The sequence below is a fragment of the Pseudomonas agarici genome (assembly GCF_900109755.1).
GTDB lineage: Bacteria > Pseudomonadota > Gammaproteobacteria > Pseudomonadales > Pseudomonadaceae > Aquipseudomonas > Aquipseudomonas agarici.
Map to the genome: position 1 here is coordinate 233,400 of NZ_FOAR01000003.1, position 15,936 is coordinate 249,335.

At 60.3% G+C, this 15,936-nt stretch carries 21 protein-coding genes; 11 read left to right on the plus strand and 10 right to left on the minus strand.

All coding sequences use genetic code 11. The features are described from left to right. Positions 1-144 precede the first annotated feature (144 nt). From BMX68_RS04415 to tsaA, 8 genes are all read left to right on the plus strand, one after another. Positions 145-444, plus strand: a complete 300-nt coding sequence (locus BMX68_RS04415) for a BufA1 family periplasmic bufferin-type metallophore (protein WP_017131038.1) — start codon at positions 145-147, stop codon at positions 442-444. A 26-nt stretch (positions 445-470) separates the two neighbouring features. Continuing rightward, positions 471-1,361 carry an MNIO family bufferin maturase gene (bufB, locus tag BMX68_RS04420; protein ID WP_017131039.1) on the plus strand — a complete coding sequence of 297 codons (891 nt, stop codon included), beginning with the start codon at positions 471-473 and terminating at the stop codon, positions 1,359-1,361. After that, positions 1,358-2,134 carry an HvfC/BufC N-terminal domain-containing protein gene (locus BMX68_RS04425; protein ID WP_017131040.1) on the plus strand — a complete coding sequence of 259 codons (777 nt, stop codon included), beginning with the start codon at positions 1,358-1,360 and terminating at the stop codon, positions 2,132-2,134. The genes bufB and BMX68_RS04425 overlap by 4 nt, the downstream gene beginning before the upstream one ends. Further along, on the plus strand, positions 2,131-2,322 hold the full coding sequence (locus BMX68_RS04430; protein ID WP_017131041.1) for a hypothetical protein: 192 nt from the start codon (positions 2,131-2,133) through the stop codon (positions 2,320-2,322). Before BMX68_RS04425 ends, BMX68_RS04430 begins: the two co-directional genes overlap by 4 nt. Before the next feature lie 31 nt (positions 2,323-2,353). Further along, positions 2,354-2,953: a short chain dehydrogenase gene (locus BMX68_RS04435; RefSeq protein WP_017131042.1), complete on the plus strand. Its 600-nt coding sequence runs from the start codon at positions 2,354-2,356 to the stop codon at positions 2,951-2,953. 81 nt (positions 2,954-3,034) lie between these two features. Continuing rightward, positions 3,035-3,706 (plus strand): COG3650 family protein, encoded by a 672-nt coding sequence (locus BMX68_RS04440; protein WP_017131043.1) that lies wholly within the window; start codon positions 3,035-3,037, stop codon positions 3,704-3,706. Positions 3,707-3,814: 108 nt separating this feature from the next. Then, on the plus strand, positions 3,815-5,428 hold the full coding sequence (locus tag BMX68_RS04445; RefSeq protein ID WP_017131044.1) for an NAD(P)/FAD-dependent oxidoreductase: 1,614 nt from the start codon (positions 3,815-3,817) through the stop codon (positions 5,426-5,428). Positions 5,429-5,439: 11 nt separating this feature from the next. After that, on the plus strand, positions 5,440-6,135 hold the full coding sequence (tsaA, locus tag BMX68_RS04450; RefSeq protein WP_017131045.1) for a tRNA (N6-threonylcarbamoyladenosine(37)-N6)-methyltransferase TrmO: 696 nt from the start codon (positions 5,440-5,442) through the stop codon (positions 6,133-6,135). A gap of 18 nt (positions 6,136-6,153) precedes the next feature. On the opposite strand, the gene BMX68_RS04455 is transcribed toward tsaA, so the two are convergent. Then, on the minus strand, positions 6,154-6,933 hold the full coding sequence (locus BMX68_RS04455; protein ID WP_017131046.1) for a ferredoxin--NADP reductase: 780 nt from the start codon (positions 6,931-6,933) through the stop codon (positions 6,154-6,156). A gap of 136 nt (positions 6,934-7,069) precedes the next feature. Here BMX68_RS04455 and BMX68_RS04460 point away from each other — a divergent pair, with 136 nt between their 5' ends. Next, positions 7,070-7,996 (plus strand): LysR family transcriptional regulator, encoded by a 927-nt coding sequence (locus tag BMX68_RS04460; protein WP_017131047.1) that lies wholly within the window; start codon positions 7,070-7,072, stop codon positions 7,994-7,996. 86 nt (positions 7,997-8,082) lie between these two features. Here the strand turns inward: BMX68_RS04460 and BMX68_RS04465 are convergent, their stop codons facing one another. From BMX68_RS04465 to BMX68_RS04475, 3 genes are all read right to left on the minus strand, one after another. Further along, positions 8,083-8,448 (minus strand): diacylglycerol kinase, encoded by a 366-nt coding sequence (locus tag BMX68_RS04465; protein WP_017131048.1) that lies wholly within the window; start codon positions 8,446-8,448, stop codon positions 8,083-8,085. Positions 8,449-8,525: 77 nt separating this feature from the next. Further along, positions 8,526-9,173 (minus strand): response regulator transcription factor ErdR, encoded by a 648-nt coding sequence (gene erdR, locus BMX68_RS04470; RefSeq protein WP_017131049.1) that lies wholly within the window; start codon positions 9,171-9,173, stop codon positions 8,526-8,528. Between the two features lie 239 nt (positions 9,174-9,412). Then, the gene (locus BMX68_RS04475) at positions 9,413-10,138 is read right to left on the minus strand and encodes a tRNA-uridine aminocarboxypropyltransferase (protein ID WP_017131050.1); all 726 of its coding nucleotides are present in this window, start codon (positions 10,136-10,138) and stop codon (positions 9,413-9,415) included. A gap of 224 nt (positions 10,139-10,362) precedes the next feature. On the opposite strand from BMX68_RS04475, the gene BMX68_RS04480 reads away from it, so the two are divergent. Further along, positions 10,363-10,788 (plus strand): PA3611 family quorum-sensing-regulated virulence factor, encoded by a 426-nt coding sequence (locus BMX68_RS04480; protein ID WP_017131051.1) that lies wholly within the window; start codon positions 10,363-10,365, stop codon positions 10,786-10,788. Here the strand turns inward: BMX68_RS04480 and BMX68_RS04485 are convergent, their stop codons facing one another. Then, on the minus strand, positions 10,789-10,983 hold the full coding sequence (locus tag BMX68_RS04485; RefSeq protein WP_017131052.1) for a hypothetical protein: 195 nt from the start codon (positions 10,981-10,983) through the stop codon (positions 10,789-10,791). A 323-nt stretch (positions 10,984-11,306) separates the two neighbouring features. Here BMX68_RS04485 and BMX68_RS04490 point away from each other — a divergent pair, with 323 nt between their 5' ends. Then, the gene (locus tag BMX68_RS04490; protein WP_017131053.1) at positions 11,307-12,425 is read left to right on the plus strand and encodes an LOG family protein; all 1,119 of its coding nucleotides are present in this window, start codon (positions 11,307-11,309) and stop codon (positions 12,423-12,425) included. On the opposite strand, the gene recX is transcribed toward BMX68_RS04490, so the two are convergent. From recX to BMX68_RS04515, 5 genes are all read right to left on the minus strand, one after another. Then, the gene (gene recX, locus BMX68_RS04495) at positions 12,426-12,893 is read right to left on the minus strand and encodes a recombination regulator RecX (RefSeq protein ID WP_060782825.1); all 468 of its coding nucleotides are present in this window, start codon (positions 12,891-12,893) and stop codon (positions 12,426-12,428) included. It lies immediately after the preceding gene. 8 nt (positions 12,894-12,901) lie between these two features. Continuing rightward, complete coding sequence (gene recA, locus BMX68_RS04500) at positions 12,902-13,966, minus strand: recombinase RecA (RefSeq protein ID WP_017131055.1); 1,065 nt, start codon at positions 13,964-13,966, stop codon at positions 12,902-12,904. Positions 13,967-14,049: 83 nt separating this feature from the next. Continuing rightward, a complete protein-coding gene (locus BMX68_RS04505; protein WP_017131056.1) occupies positions 14,050-14,550 on the minus strand; it encodes a CinA family protein in 501 nt (166 codons plus the stop codon). A gap of 86 nt (positions 14,551-14,636) precedes the next feature. Continuing rightward, positions 14,637-15,173, minus strand: a complete 537-nt coding sequence (locus BMX68_RS04510) for a lysis system spanin subunit (RefSeq protein ID WP_017131057.1) — start codon at positions 15,171-15,173, stop codon at positions 14,637-14,639. Beyond that, positions 15,155-15,718 carry a glycoside hydrolase family 19 protein gene (locus tag BMX68_RS04515; RefSeq protein WP_017131058.1) on the minus strand — a complete coding sequence of 188 codons (564 nt, stop codon included), beginning with the start codon at positions 15,716-15,718 and terminating at the stop codon, positions 15,155-15,157. The genes BMX68_RS04510 and BMX68_RS04515 overlap by 19 nt, the downstream gene beginning before the upstream one ends. Positions 15,719-15,936 lie beyond the last annotated feature (218 nt).

The window sequence follows — 15,936 nt, forward strand, 5'->3', positions numbered from 1 at the left end:
CAGGAGGGCGAGCTTGGTAGCCTCCCGAAAAATAATCGATTATTTTTGCACCCCGAGGTAGCAAGCCTCGCCCTCGCCGCTCAATTAAGGCGGCTACGCGATGCAATCCCTGCTTCCACCACTGATAGCCATCGGAGATCGACCATGAGCACTACTTCCCGCGCCCTATCTGCCACTACCCTCGCCCTGACCCTGGGTTCTGCCCTGAGCATCGCCGCGTTGCCGATGACCGTGCATGCCGACGATGCCGCAAAAATGGAAAAATGCTACGGCGTGGCCCTCAAAGGCCAGAACGATTGCGCCGCGGGTGCCGGCACCAGTTGCGCTGGGACTTCGTCCAAGGACTATCAAGCCAATGCCTGGAAACTCGTGCCGGCAGGCACTTGCGAGACCACCAAGACCCCGAACGGCATGGGTAGCCTGAAACAAGGCCCAGCAGCCTGATCGCTTCACTTGCCTGAGCAGCAAAAATGTCCACGGCACGGCAACCCGCTACCCGTCATCGCGCTCCGGTCGTTGGCCTTGAGCTTCCACCCCGCGCCGGGCTGGGGCTCAAGGCCGAACACTTCCAGGTGATCCTGGAAACCCGCCCCGACCTGGGTTTCTTCGAGGTCCATGCCGAAAACTATATGGTCGCCGGCGGACCGTTTCACCATTACCTGGGCTTGATCCGCGAACAGTATCCGCTGTCGCTGCATGGCGTCGGCCTATCCATCGGCGCCGAAGGCCCGCTGGACAAGCAGCACCTCAAGCGTCTGGCGCTGCTGATCGAGCGTTATCAACCCTATGCCTTTTCCGAACACCTGGCCTGGTCGAGCCACGGCCCGGTGTTTCTCAACGACCTGCTGCCGTTGGCCTATGACCAGGCGACCTTGCAGCGGGTTTGCGAGCATGTCGACCAGGTACAAAGCACCTTGAAACAGCCGATGCTGCTGGAGAACCCGGCCACCTACCTGCAATTGGAGCGCTCAACCCTGGACGAGGCGGATTTTATCAGCGAGGTCGTCCGCCGTACCGGCTGCGGGTTGCTGCTGGACGTGAACAACGTCTATGTCTCCAGCATCAACCACCAGCGCGATGCGCTGACCTATATCGAGGCACTGCCACTGCACACGGTGGGAGAAATCCACCTGGCCGGATTCGCCGAAGACGCCGACAACCTGGGTGACCGGCTGCTGATCGACGATCACGGCGCACCCATCGACCAGGCGGTCTGGACCCTGTATCAACAGGTACTGACGAAGATCGGCGCGATGCCGACCCTGATTGAACGCGACAACCGCGTCCCCGACTTTGCCGTGCTCCTTGCCGAATCCGCTCAGGCCCAATCACTGCTGGATCGAGTCGAGCGCTACCGATGAGCGAGCAGGCCCGCTTCAGCGCCGCGCTGCTCGACCCGCGACAGCCTTGCCCACCCGGTTTGTGCAGCGCCAATGGAGCTGACCCTGCCAGTCGTTTCGCGGTGTACCGCAACAATGTCCAGAGTTCGCTGATCAATGCCCTGGCGGACAGCTATCCGGTGGTCAGGCAATTGGTCGGCGAAGCGTTCTTCCGGGCCATGGCCGGTGTCTATGTCCAGCATTACCCGCCCAGCAGTCCGATCCTCAGCCACTATGGCGAGGATTTCGGTGGTTTTATCCAGGGTTTTGCACCGGCGGCGAGCGTGCCGTACCTGGCCGACGTCGCCCGCCTGGAGCGATTGCGGATCAACGCCTATCACGCCGCCGATGCAACGCCAGTGAGCCCGGAACAGATCGGCCATTACCTGGGGGATCCCGAATCCCTGATGACTTTACGGATTCACCTGCATCCCAGTCTCGCGGCACTCGCTTCACCCCATGCCGTGGTATCGCTATGGCAAGCCCATCAAGGCGAAGGCCAACTGAACCAGGTCGATCCGACACAAGGCGAAGCCGCGCTGGTCTTGCGCCAGCACTGGCAAGTCCAGGTGTTCAGAATCGACAGGGGCACCCTGGCATTTATCCACAGCCTGCGAAACCAAACGCCGCTGGAACGGGCCATTACCCGCGCAGGTGATGCCTGTGCCGAGTTCGATCCAAGCCAGGCGCTCGCCCTGCTGATTCGTCACGGCGCCATCATTCACCTGCAACCAGAAGAAAAGCGCCAACCATGAAACTGCGCAAGCCTGTCGTGCGCCCGATGGTGAGGATAGTCCGGTTGTTCAAGAAGCTCCCTTACCGCTTGATTGTCTTTGTCGCCCGTTTCTCCATCGCCGCCGTATTCTGGAAATCTGAGCAGACCAAGGGTCCAGGGTGTGACCTATTCGCGCGTCTACCTGCAGGAAAATCCGCTCTAGACTGAGGATTCAACCTCACGCTGGAGCAACCACAGGATGAAAATTCTTTTGATCGGCGCCCTGGGCACCATCGGTTCGGCCATCGAGAAAGAACTGGCCCCACGCCACGAAATCATCAAGATCGGTCGCACCCACGGCGACCTGCACGCGGATATCAGCGACGGCGCATCGATTCGCCAGTTGTTCGAACAGACCGGTCAGTTCGATGCGCTGATCTGCGCCGCCGGCAATGTCAACTTCATGCCCCTGGCCGACATGAGCGACAAGGACTTTGCACTGGGCTTGCAAGACAAGTTGATGGGCCAGGTCAACCTGGTATTGATCGGTCGCGAATACGCCAATGACGGTGCTTCGTTCACCCTCACCTCCGGTATCCTGAGCCATGACCCGATTCGCTACGGCGTCTCGGCCAGCTTGGTCAACGGTGCGATCGACAGCTTCGTCAAGGCTGCGGCCATCGAGTTGCCTCGCGGCCTGCGAGTGAACTCGGTGAGCCCAACCTTGTTGGTCGAAGCCGTGGACCGCCACGGGTCTTACTTTCGCGGCTTCAAACCGGTGCCGGCGGTGGATGTGGCATTGGCCTACGCCAAGAGCGTGGAAGGCTTGCAGACCGGCCAGACCTACCGCGTCGGTTGAATGGTGCCCTACCGTGGCAAGCGGGCTTGTGGTGCTCGCCCAGCCTGAGTAACGTGGCGGCACTTGTCAGGAGAGCCCACGATGCATGCTGCCCGTTCTTTCATGTTCCTTGCCCTGCTGCCGCTGTTCGCCGGCTGCCAGATGCTCGCCCAGAAACCCTCGAACCCCACTGCCGGCCTGAGCCGGATGCAAGGCGAGCTCAGCCGCATCGACGACAAACTAGTGTTCCAGGCGTGCCAGGAACAACGGCGCTTTGTCGTCAACGATAGTGGCAATACTGGCATCACCCAGGAGGCCGCCAGCCTGTCGAGCCAGCCCGGCAAACTGTTCGTCGACCTACGCGGCAGTTTTTCCGCGAGCACGGCCGACGGTTCCGATGGTCAGATGAACCTGCAACAGATCTATCGTCTGGAACGTGGCACCGGCACTTGCGCCGATCCGGACTTCAAGCGCCAGACAGTGATCGCCAACGGCCATGGTCCAGACTGGTCGTTCAAGGCAACCAGCACCGGCCTGGTGCTCAAGCGCGACCAGCAACCGGCCATCGTCCTACCGTACCTGGAAGAACAACTAGGCGACGGTCGCTTCAGTCTCAGTACCGAAGGCAACAACCAGCATATCGAGCTGTGGGTGGTCCCCCAGCGCTGCGTCGACAGCGTCACCGCCAGCGTGCAGAGCCTGAGCGCCGAGTTGCGGGTCAATGGCCAAGTCCAACGCGGCTGCGGCGTATTCGGCGGCGCACGTAACGACTGATTCGACGAACCGTCATTCAAGCCTCACGGAAAACCGCCGTTGGGGCTTATAATCACTGGTTTGTCGTAAAGCCGGCGCGCCTGCGTGGCCCGCACACTGGACCCTGTCATGCTACGAATCACCGAACTCAAGCTGCCGATCGACCATCCCGATGAAGACCTGCGGCCCGCCATTGTGCAGCGTCTGGGCATCGCCAGCACTGACCTGCTCGATTTCACGCTGTTCAAGCGCAGCTACGATGCCCGCAAGAAATCGTCCGAGCTGTGCTTCATCTACACCATCGACCTCTCGGTTCGGGGTGAGGACGCCCTGCTGAAGAAATTCGCCGAGGACCGCAACGTCAATCAGGCGCCCGACGTCAGCTATCAAGTGGTCGGCCAGGCACCGGCCGACCTCGGCGCGCGCCCGATCGTGGTGGGCTTCGGTCCCTGCGGGATTTTCGCCGGCCTGCTACTGGCACAGATGGGCTTCAAGCCGATCATCCTCGAACGCGGCAAGGAAGTGCGCCAGCGCACCAAGGACACCTGGGGCCTGTGGCGCAAAAGCGTGCTCAATCCCGAGTCTAACGTGCAATTTGGCGAGGGCGGTGCCGGGACCTTCTCCGATGGCAAGCTCTACAGCCAAATCAAGGACCCCAAACACCACGGTCGCAAGGTCCTGCACGAGTTCGTCAAGGCCGGTGCGCCGGAAGAAATCCTCTACGTCAGCAAACCGCATATCGGCACCTTCCGCCTGACGGGCGTGGTCGAGAACATGCGCCAGCAGATCGAAGCCCTGGGCGGTGAAGTACGCTTCGAGCAACGGGTCACCGATGTGCTGATCGACGACGGCCAGTTGACCGGCGTCGTGCTCGACAGCGGCGAACGGTTGGACTCGCGCCATGTGATCCTGGCGCTCGGTCATAGCGCCCGCGACACCTTCCGCATGCTCCACCGCCGTGGCGTGTATATGGAAGCCAAGCCGTTCTCGGTGGGTTTTCGCATCGAGCACCCGCAGTCACTGATCGACAGTGCCCGCCTGGGCAAATACGCCGGGCACCCAAAACTGGGCGCCGCCGATTACAAGCTCGTGCATCACGCCAAGAACGGTCGTTCGGTCTACAGCTTCTGTATGTGCCCCGGCGGCACCGTCGTAGCCGCTACCTCGGAACCCAATCGAGTGGTGACCAACGGTATGAGCCAGTATTCGCGCAACGAGCGTAATGCCAACTCCGGTATTGTCGTCGGCATCACTCCTGAAGTGGATTATCCGGGCGGACCACTGGCCGGTATCGAGCTACAAGAGCGCCTGGAGTCCCACGCCTTCGTGCTCGGCGGCAGCAACTACGAGGCGCCAGCACAACTGGTCGGTGACTTCATCGCCGGCAAACCCTCCACCGCGCTAGGCAGCGTCGAGCCGTCCTACAAGCCGGGCGTGGCCCTGGGTGACTTGGCACTGGCCTTACCGGACTTCGCCATCGAAGCCATTCGCGAGGCCCTGCCGGCGTTCGAACGTCAGATCAAGGGCTATTCGCTACACGATGCGGTCCTGACCGGGATCGAAACCCGCACTTCATCACCGCTGCGCATCACCCGCAACGAATCGATGCAAAGCCTCAACGTCAAGGGCCTGTTCCCCGCTGGCGAAGGTGCCGGTTATGCCGGTGGCATCCTCTCGGCCGGGGTCGACGGCATCCGTATTGCCGAAGCCGTAGCCAGGGATATTCTGGGAATCGGCGCCTGAGGCCGACCGTCATGACCTATAGCGTCTCGCCCATCGGTTTCGTCCGCTCCTGCTTCAAGGAGAAATTCGCCATCCCGCGCCAGCCACAACTGGCGCCGGCGGCACGGGGCATACTGGAGCTGGTGGCGCCGTTCGACCGGGGCGATGCGGTGCAGGGACTGGAGCAGGTCAGCCATGTCTGGTTGCTGTTTCTGTTCCACCAGGCTTTGGAAGACAAGCCGCGACTCAAGGTCCGCCCACCACGCCTGGGGGGCAACCAATCCATCGGCGTGTTCGCTACCCGTGCGACCCATCGGCCAAATGGAATCGGCCAGTCCGTGGTCAAGCTGGATAAGGTCGAAGGCCATCGACTGTGGGTCTCGGGCATCGATCTGCTGGACGGCACGCCGATTCTCGATATCAAGCCCTACGTGCCCTACGCCGACCACGTCAGCGGTGCCGTCAACGGCATCGCCAGCGCGGCGCCGCCGTTGATTCCGGTACAGTGGACGGACGACGCCTTGCAACAGGCCCGGGACCACGCCTTGCGCCTGCAGGAGCCGTTGATTGCACTGATCGAGCAATGCCTGGCACAGGACCCGCGTCCGGCCTACCAGACGCCGACGCCCGAGCGCGAGTACGGCGCCCGGTTCTGGGACTTGAACGTGCGCTGGCATTACCCGCAAACGGCGGTGATTCGCGTGCTGGAAGTAACTCCCACCCGTTAAAAACCGTGGCGAACGGGCCTATTTTTCGACAAACGCCCGCTCGATCAGGTAGTCACCCGGTTCGCGCATCCGTGGCGAAACAGTCAGGCCGAAGCTGTTGAGCACTTCGCTGGTCTCGTCGAGCATGCTCGGACTGCCGCACAACATGGCTCGGTCGTCCTGCGGGTTGATCGGTGGCAGGCCGATATCGCTGAACAGCTTGCCGCTACGCATCAGGTCGGTCAGGCGACCTTCGTTCTCGAACGGTTCACGGGTCACGGTCGGGTAGTAGATCAGTTTGTCACGCAGCGCCTCGCCGAAGAATTCGTTCTGCGGTAGGTGCTCGGTGATGAACTCGCGGTAGGCGACTTCGTTGACGTAACGCACGCCATGGCACAGGATCACCTTGTCGAAACGCTCGTAGGTTTCCGGGTCCTGGATCACGCTCATGAACGGTGCCAGGCCAGTACCGGTGCTTAGCAGATACAGGTGTTTGCCCGGCTTGAGGTCGTCGAGTACCAGGGTGCCTGTAGGCTTCTTGCTGATGATAATCTCATCGCCTTCCTTCAGGTGCTGCAACTGGGAGGTCAAAGGACCGTCCGGCACCTTGATGCTGAAGAATTCAAGATGTTCTTCCCAGTTCGGGCTGGCGATCGAATAAGCACGCATCAGCGGTCGACCGTTAGGCTGTTGCAGGCCGATCATCACGAACTGACCGTTTTCGAAGCGCAGGCCCGGGTCGCGGGTACACTTGAAGCTGAACAGAGTGTCATTCCAGTGGTGAACACTGAGGACGCGCTCGTGATTCATGTTGCTCATTGGGGTGTGACTCCTGGAAATTAGCTCTGCGCTGTCAGTAAACAGCTATCAAGACGCGCGATTGCATAGCATTCTAATGCCGGCGACAATATCTGTTAAATTAATTATCAAGATAAGGGTTATCGGTTATATAGATATGAGATTTACTCTCCGCCAACTTCAGGTATTCGTCACGGTCGCCCAACAGGAAAGCGTATCACGCGCCGCCGGGCTGCTGGCTCTTTCCCAATCAGCCGCGAGCACCTCGATCACCGAGCTCGAGCGGCAATCGAGCTGCCAGTTATTCGACCGTGCCGGCAAGCGCCTGAGCCTCAACGCCCTGGGCAAGCAGTTGCTGCCGCAAGCCGTGGCGTTGCTGGACCAGGCCAAGGACATCGAAGACCTGCTCAATGGCAAGTCCGGCTTCGGTTCACTGGCAGTGGGCGCCACCCTGACCATTGGTAATTACCTGGCGACGCTGTTGATCGGCAGCTTCATGCAACTGCACCCGGAGAGCCAGGTGAAACTGCATGTGCAGAACACGGCGAACATTGTGCAACAGGTCGCCCATTACGAAATTGACCTGGGTCTGATCGAAGGTGACTGCAGCCACCCGGATATCGAAGTGCAGACCTGGGTCGAAGACGAACTGGTGGTGTTTTGCGCCCCACAGCATCCGCTGGCAAAACGCGGTCGCACGACCTTGGCAGAGCTGACCCAGGAGGCCTGGATCCTGCGCGAGCAGGGCTCGGGGACGCGGCTGACCTTCGACCAGGCCATGCGGCATCACCGCAACGCGCTGAATGTCCGTCTGGAACTGGAACATACCGAAGCCATCAAGCGGGCGGTGGAATCGGGGCTGGGAATCGGCTGCATCTCGCGCCTGGCTTTGCGTGACGCGTTCCGCCGGGGCAGCCTGGTGCCGGTGGAAACGCCGGACCTGGACCTGGCGCGGCAATTCTACTTTATCTGGCACAAGCAGAAGTACCAGACCTCGGCCATGCGCGAATTCCTCGACCTGTGCCGCAACCTCACCGCCGGCGTCCAGCGTAGCGATGAGATCGTGTTGCCAACGATCGCCTAGGCTCCACAAAAAACCACCGAGCGGCGATCAAGCGAGCCGGTTTTTACCGCAGCACGATCGTCGCGTGGGCAGTTTTCGTGCAGCGCTTACAGAAGGATGACGGCCCAGACCAGGGCAATCATGCTCAGGGCGATGAACTGGGCGGCACTGCCCATGTCCTTGGCATTTTTCGACAACGGATGCCGGTCGAGAGAAATCCGGTCGATGGCCGCTTCCACCGCCGAGTTGAGCAACTCGACGATCAGCGCCAGCAGGCACACGGCAATCAATAGTGCGCGCTCGACCCGACCGACGTTGAGAACGAACGCCAGCGGGATCAACACCACGTTCAGCAGCACCAACTGACGAAACGCCGCCTCACCGGTGAACGCGGCGCGCAGGCCATCGAGGGAATATCCCGATGCGTTGAGGATACGTTTGAAACCGGTTTGACCTTTAAAAGGCGAAGACATAAGTAGGCAACTGAGCGAAAAGAGGTAGGAAAGCTAATTCAACAAAAGTCAAAAAAGCGTGAATAGTCGGTATTCTATCAGCTCGAAATTGATTCGAGCTGTTGCAGGAGCAAGGCAGCCTGGGTACGGGTCCGCACGCCCAGCTTGCGGAAGATCGCCGTGACGTGAGCCTTGATCGTCGCCTCGGACACACTCAGCTCATGGGCGATCTGTTTGTTCAGCAGCCCTTCGCAAACCCTGGTCAGCACCCGGAACTGCTGGGGTGTCAGACTGGCCAGACCGGCGCTGGCGGCCTTGGCCTCCTCGGAGACGCTGACAGCTTCGAAGGCCTGCGGTGGCCACCAGACATCGCCGTCGAGCACTGTGCGCACAGCCCTTTGAATCACCTCCAGGGAGCTGGATTTGGGGATAAAGCCACTGGCGCCGAATTCGCGGGAACGTACCACCACCGAGGCCTCTTCCTGAGCCGAGACCATGACTACCGGAATCTGCGGGTATTGGCCGCGCAGCAACACCAGACCGGAGAAACCGTAGGCGCCGGGCATGTTCAGGTCCAGCAGGACCAGGTCCCAATCGGCTTTCTCGGTCAGGCGGGTTTCCAGCTCGGCAATGCTCGCCACCTCCACCAGCCGTACATCGGGCCCAAGCCCAAGAGTCACCGCCTGATGCAATGCACTGCGAAAAAGAGGGTGGTCGTCGGCGATCAGGATTTCGTATGTGGTCATTTTCCCAATGATCCTGTTATTAGGCGAGCGTCGATCGGTTGGCGACTCGCCGAAACCTGTCAAAGCGACAACTTGCAAAAGCTGTGTACCACGAGGACAGGTTCCACGCTAAAAGCCCGGAACACCGGCCTGTCAACACTCTGGCGCAGGCGAATCGGCGCCAAGCATGACCAGCGCAGCCAAGGTGGTCAAGTTCGATACGTTACGGCACAGCCATCGACTGGCCAATAACAGTGCCATCATGCACATGGCACTGGAAGAAAAGACTTGAGTCGCCGATGGGCCTCATCATCCAGATCGAGCGGCAACTGGAATTTGGCGCCCAGGTAATGGGCAGTAAAGACCTCCAGCAAGGCACTCACCGCCTCGCCGGCACGGGTATCGCCCGCCAGCTCCAGGCACAAGGCGCCCACCTCCGCGGTGCAGAAGTGGTCGTCGCGTTTGGAGCGGCGCAATTTGTAGCGCGACAACTGCTCAAACTCCAGGCTCAGCACCGGGAAGCGCTCAAGATAAGGGCTTTTACGAAACATCTTGCGTGCCTCGGTCCAGGTCGCGTCTAGCAAGATAAACAACGGTCGCCTACCGTCTACCCGCTGTACCTGGGTTACCACCCGCTCCGGTGCCACGAATTCTCCCGGGAACACGATAAACGGTTGCCATTGAGGGTCGGCCAGCAAGGCCAGCAATTGCGGATCAACCTCGGTGCGCGACCAACTGAAGGCCGTGGTATCGGCGATCACATCGGCGATCAACCAACCGGTATTGCTCGGCTTCATCGGTTCGACATCGTGCATCAGCAGACATATCGCCGACTGCGCCGCGACCCGGGGGCGCCAGCCACACAGGCAATACTGCGCAATCACACGACAGCCCTCACAACGCTCGGCCCTTGAGCCCCGCGCGGTGAACGGCGCTTTGGCGCGGGCCAGGCGCTGGGCGCGCAGACGGGAAACCGCGTGGCTCATAAGCTGCAACGCTGACAAAAAGAAGGGCTGAACACGAAAATACGACTCACAGCGATAAAAAGTACGGGAAGTTTAACAGAGGCAATGGCGCCGTTTGAGCAGCGGCCCGTCGATACTGCCTTCAGCCCCTAGTAGGGCCTACAACTGCCCTCTATACTTCGCGACCACTGAACGCACAGTCCGGTAGCGGGTCGAAGCACCCGTGACCCCATCAGGAGAGTTTCATGCTGCGCCTTATCGTACCGTCCATCGCCCTTTTGCTGGCGTTGCCCTTCAGTGCCCAAGCGGCCTCGCTGAAGGATTTCGAACTGAACAAAATGCTGCAGGACGTCGCGCACAAGAGCAACCAAACCCTGCCTCGCGAACTCGACAACAATATCCTCGAAGTTGCCTACACGGTGGAAGGCAACCAGTTAATCGACCATCTCAGCGTGCAATCGGACTATGCCCAAAGCATGCGAGCCAATCCAAAGGCGGTCTACCTGCAACTGGGCGCCAGCGTTTGCCGTAACCCCAACTATCGAAAGCTGATGGCTCAGGGCGCGGTGATGCGCTACGAATTCACCGAGAACAAGAGCAACCGTCCCGTCGCCTCCGCACACTTCGTGGAAAGCGACTGCCCGAAAGCGACGCCGCCGAAGAAAAACTAATCACTGGCACGCCTGGCGTCGTTGTTCATCATCGGCGCGCAGCTCCGCCACCAGCGCTTGCATGTAGCGCGAGTGCCGTCTCGCGCCCTCCAGCCGTCGGCGACATTCATCCTCCAGGCTGAGTTGGTTGCTCAGTGCAGCCATCTGCAACAATTGATACAGCTCGTTATCGACTTCTAGCGTTATCCTCTCCATCACCCGCCTCCTTGTCATCCCGGTACAGATCCTACCACCTGAAAACACCGGCCTGGACCTGTCACACCGATGAAACGCTTCAGGCCAGCTTGTAATGTAAGTCAATCAGAGTAAGAAGTCGCGGGCACAACTTCTGACGAGCGGTGCACGTCATCCGCAACGCTACAACAAGCTGTTGCCAGACAAGACTTTATAGGCCCATGATCAATTCGCCAGGTCTCATGCAAAGACATTGAGCTGGCTATACAGCGGCGCATGCAGTCTCGCGGCAACGGTGAATATTTCGACCGTGCCAGAAGTTCTGTATATGAAGGAGAAGTTGAATGCCTTACCAATCGGATGACTTGCTGTCCCGTCATTTCCAGAGCAACGGTGTCGACCTGACCAGCAAGGTCGAAGAACAACTCAAGTGGGTTGCACCTGACAGCCCGAACCTCCCGCTTTATCGCGATATGATGCTGACCGTCCTGCGCATGGCCCAGGATGACCGCAATCGCTGGAACGCCAAGATCGTGCTGCAGGCCCTGCGTGAACTGGAGCATGCTTTTCGAGTGCTGGACCAGTTCAAGGGCCGCCGCAAGGTCACGGTGTTCGGCTCCGCCCGCACTCCCCTCGAACACCCACTGTACGCCCAAGCCAAGGAACTGGGCGCCGCCCTCGCCCACTCCGACCTGATGGTCATTACCGGTGGCGGTGGCGGTATCATGGCCGCCGCCCATGCCGGCGCCGGCCTAGAACACAGCCTGGGCTTTAATATCACCCTGCCCTTCGAACAGCAGGCGAATCCAACGGTCGACGGCACTGTTCACCTGCTGTCCTTCCATTTCTTCTTTACTCGCAAGCTGTTCTTCGTCAAGGAAGCTGACGCGCTGGTGCTGTGCCCAGGCGGATTCGGCACCCTCGATGAAGCGCTGGAAGTGCTGACCCTGATCCAGACCGGCAAAAGCCCGCTGGTGCCGGTGGTGTTGCTGGATACGCCTGGCGGCAGCTTCTGGAAAGGCGCCCTCGACTTCATCCGCAATCAGCTGGAGGCCAATCACTACATCCTGCCAAAGGACCTGAAGCTGGCCCGTCTGGTGTATAGCGCCGATGAGGCAGTGAAGGAAATCAACCAGTTCTACAGCAACTTCCACTCAAGCCGCTGGCTGAAGAATCAGTTCGTAATCCGCATGAACCATCCTCTCAACGAACAGGCACTGACGCAATTGGACGAGCAGTTCACCGACCTGTGTGTCAGCGGCGGTTTTCATCAGCATGCGTACACTGGCCAGGATCAGGACGAACCGCAATTCAGCCACCTGTCGCGGCTAGCGTTTCATTTTACCGCGCGGGACCAAGGGCGTTTGCGCGAGCTGGTGGACTTCATCAACCTGCCGGAAAACTGGAGCAAGGCCTGGATACCCGAGCAACAACAAGCCAGGGAGCCGATCAAAGTCTCGTGATCAGTCGTCCATGCCTCGGCCGCTGAACAAGCGACCGATCATTTCCATAGAATAACCCCGATAACTCAGGAAGCGTCCCTGCCGGGCACGCTCACGGGCGTCGACCGGCAGTTGCCCGGCAAACTTGCGCCGCCAGGTGTCTTCCAGTTGCGCCTGCCAATCCAGGCCACTTTCACGCAGGGCCTGCTCGATATCGCTGCGCTGAAGACCGCGCTGGCTCAGTTCCTCGCGAATGCGCAAAGGCCCATAGCCGGAACGGGCACGGTAAGAAACAAAGCTTTCGAGGTAACGGGATTCGGACAGCAGCCCCTCTTGCGTCAGACGGTCGAGTTCGCTGTCGATCATTTCGGGAGAAGCGCCGCGCTGGCGCAATTTGCGTGTCAGCTCGACTCGACCATGCTCGCGTCGTGCGAGCAGGTCCATGGCAGTACGCCGTACAGCAACAGGGGTATCCAGTACGGCGCTCATCGCTTCACTCAGAGGTCAGCGTCAGCCAGATCGTCTTCGGTTTCAACGATCGCGGCAGCGCCGGAGTTGGCTTTGGTATCAACGCCTGGGCTCAGCAACTTGTCACGCAGTTGCTTCTCAAGGGTCGCGGCGATTTCCGGGTTCTCCGCCAGAAACTTGGCCGAGTTGGCCTTGCCCTGACCGATCTTGCTGCCGTTGTAGCTGTACCAGGCACCGGACTTCTCGACGAAGCCGTGCAGCACGCCCAGGTCGATCATCTCACCATTGAGGTAGATACCCTTGCCGTAGAGAATCTGGAACTCGGCCTGACGGAACGGCGAAGCCACCTTGTTCTTGACCACCTTGACACGGGTTTCGCTGCCGACCACTTCATCGCCTTCCTTCACCGCGCCGGTACGGCGGATGTCCAGGCGAACCGAAGCGTAGAACTTCAGCGCGTTACCACCGGTAGTGGTTTCCGGGCTGCCGAACATCACGCCGATTTTCATGCGGATCTGGTTGATGAAAATCACCAGGCAGTTGGCGTTCTTGATGTTACCGGTGATCTTGCGCAGCGCCTGGGACATCAAGCGAGCCTGCAGGCCGACATGCATGTCACCCATTTCGCCTTCGATTTCCGCTTTTGGCACCAGTGCGGCCACGGAGTCGACGATGATCACGTCAACCGCGTTGGAACGTACCAGCATGTCGGTGATTTCCAGGGCCTGCTCGCCGGTGTCCGGTTGGGACACCAGCAGGTCGTCGACATTCACTCCCAGCTTGCCGGCGTATTCCGGGTCCAGGGCGTGTTCGGCATCGACGAAGGCACAGGTTGCACCGGCTTTCTGCGCCTGGGCGATGACGGAAAGCGTCAGGGTGGTCTTACCCGAGGATTCCGGGCCGTAGATTTCCACGATACGACCCTTTGGCAGACCGCCAATACCGAGCGCGATATCCAGGCCCAGGGAACCGGTGGAGATCGAAGGGATCGCCTGGCGGTCATGATCGCCCATACGCATCACGGCACCCTTGCCGAATTGACGTTCGATCTGACCCAAGGCCGCAGCCAAGGCTTTCTTCTTGTTGTCGTCCATTAAAGTCCTCACGTAATCAATAAGGCCTGACGGCCAACACCTGTATAAGTAGCCAGTATTATTCCACAGCCTCGGCGGATCGCCTACCCCTGTTTTGCGATTTCTGCTTCCGCCCGTCGCAACAGCCCTTCCAGTGCGGCCCGCACCGTCTGTCGACGGACCGCATCGCGGTCGCCGGGGAAGTGCCGGCGCTCGCTGTCGACCTCGTCGCCGACACCCCAGGCGAGCCAGACGGTGCCCACCGGCTTTTCCATCGACCCGCCGTCCGGCCCGGCCACGCCACTGACCGCCACGGCAAATTGCGCCGCGCTGTGGGCCTGGGCGCCACGGACCATGGCCTCGACCACTTCGCGGCTGACCGCACCGACCTGACCGAACAGGACCTCGGGCACCTGCAACTGGCGGGTCTTCTGTTGATTGGAATAGGTCACATAGCCGGCCTCGAACCAGGCCGAGCTGCCGGGAATCCGCGTGATCGCCTCGGCGATACCGCCGCCGGTACAGGACTCGGCCGTAGTGACCTGGGCGTTCAGAACCTGCAAACGCCGACCGAGTTCCACGGCCAGTTGGGTGATGTCGTCCACGTTGCTCTCCTGACGGGGCCGGTTGCGCAAAATGAACACCCTACATGAGCGCCTCGGACTTTCAAGCCGCGATGTGCATCCGCCGCTCAGTGCGACACCGCCTCGGCATACGCCTGACAGGCCTGCAAGGCAATCAGGGCGCGGTCGCCGTCGTCGGTGATGGCGATAATTCGTTGAGCATGCGCCGGGTCAAGTCGGGCGCGTGCGGCTGCATGAACCACGCCGCTGGCGGCGGTGGTGGCTGGCATCGCGCAGCCACTGGCAAGATCGCCTGCGTCGAGGAGGACTGACAACCGCAGATCAGCAGTGGCAATCCGATCGCGCAAGCGCGCCTGATCCTGTTGTACATCACTCAACTCCTTTGCATGGATCTGGTCGCTGGCCTGGAGCTGCTGCTCCAGGGCCAGGCGTTTATCCTGTTCGGCACGTTGCTGCGTTGCTGCGGCCAGGGCAATCTGGTGGAGCGTGTCGGCTTGCTGTCTGGCTTGATGCTCCAGTTGCAGGCCGTAACGCCAGTCCTGAATCCACCAGGCCAGCGCCGCCGAGCTGCCGGCCACAATGGCCAACAGCGCGACAGCGACGAATAGACGGTAAGGCGCCGGGATCAGATCGAGGAAACGCATAGCACCGCCCTCGCCCGCGCCCAGAGTTGCAATCGATCCTCGAGGCCGGTGAGGCCGCCGTTGATCTTGCGGGTGATGCTGTTGAATCGATCGGCATCGGCCAGTGCGTTCAACCCTTGTTGCTCCCAGAACCAGGCCGCCGACTCGGCAGCCCACTGCGGTTGCTCCAGCAGTTGCGGTTGTTGCAGCAAACGCTCGTCGCCGAACAGCGCGAGGCTGCATTGACGATAATTGCCATGCCCGCTGATCTGGAGCAGCCCACGACCGCGATAGCGCTGACCATCGCCGTCGGCATCCGGGGTATTGCCCAAGCGAATAGCGAGGGGGCCCGTATCGTATTTGCTCAGGTATTGATCACTGCCCAGCTCCCGCACGTGGCGCAGTTGCGCCGACTCATGACCCACCTGGGCCAGGAAGGCGGCGATGCGCTTGGGGGTGTTGATTTGATGGCGGGACATGGCGGTGTTGAGAGCGGATACAAAAACGCCCGCTTGGGAGCGGGCGTCGGGCATGATTTGCAGCAACTGCTGCTGGGTAACGGACATGGTTTTCTCCGGGCATAAAAAAGTTTTCGCGGATTGCCGGGAAAATCGCTCTTGATTTTCATGAAAAAGAACTCGCTACGCTGGTAATCGTAGGCCATGTACTGGATCACCCGCACCCAGTTGATCCGGACTGAATATCCATGGCAATTTTTTCAGCGTTGTCGCCCCAAAACCGCGTCCTGGTGCTGCCGAAGTCCCAGTTAAGGGCCGAGTATGTG